This is a genomic window from Stenotrophomonas sp. YIM B06876, from assembly GCF_030711595.1.
In the GTDB taxonomy this organism is placed as follows: Bacteria; Pseudomonadota; Gammaproteobacteria; order Xanthomonadales; family Xanthomonadaceae; genus Stenotrophomonas.
The window spans coordinates 1-813 of the sequence record NZ_JAUJUJ010000368.1 but is presented as its reverse complement, the minus strand read 5'-3'; the positions used below and the strand labels follow the sequence as shown (position 1 = coordinate 813).

Annotated in this window: 1 protein-coding gene; it reads right to left on the bottom strand. The window is 67.8% G+C overall.

The annotated features are described in order from the left end of the window. Positions 1-813: 3-deoxy-7-phosphoheptulonate synthase (locus tag QZH66_RS17350; RefSeq protein ID WP_305807085.1), on the bottom strand; the 813-nt coding region annotated here is incomplete at both ends.

Sequence of the window (813 nt, the reverse complement as noted above, 5' to 3'; positions counted from 1 at the left end):
TCGGCGCGCCTGCACCGCCGCCGCCAGCTCGCCCAGCGTGCGCAGCGAATCGTCCCAGCCCAGGCAGGCATCGGTGATGCTTTTGCCGTACTCCAGGGCAGCCGGCTTGTCTTTGCCGGGCGTGAACTTCTGCGCACCGGCGTTCAGGTGGCTCTCGATCATCACGCCGAACACGCTGTGCGATCCGCCCGCGATCTGCGCCGCGATGTCGCGCGCCACGTCCTGCTGCTTCTCGTGCTGCTTGCTGCTGTTGGCGTGGCTGCAATCGACCATCAGCGTGGCGGGCAGCTTGGCGGCGGCCAGATCCTTGCAGGCCACGGCCACGCTGGCGGCGTCGTAGTTGGGGGCCTTGCCGCCGCGCAGGATGACGTGGCAGTCGGGGTTGCCCTTGGTGTCGACGATGGCGACCTGGCCGTTCTTGTGCACCGACAGGAAATGGTGGCCGCGGCTGGCCGACTGGATGGCGTCGGTGGCGATGCGGATGTTGCCGTCGGTGCCGTTCTTGAAGCCGATCGGTGCCGACAGGCCCGAGGCCAGTTCGCGGTGCACCTGGCTTTCGGTGGTGCGCGCGCCGATGGCGCCCCAGCTGATCAGGTCGCCGATGTACTGCGGCGAGATCACGTCGAGGAACTCGCTGCCGGCCGGCACGCCCAGGCGGTTGATGTCGATCAGCAGCTGGCGCGCGATGCGCAGGCCTTCGTCGATGCGGTAGCTCTCATCGAGGTAGGGGTCGTTGATCAGACCCTTCCAGCCCACGGTGGTGCGGGGTTTCTCGAAGTACACGCGCATCACGATCTCCAGCGTGCCGGCGTG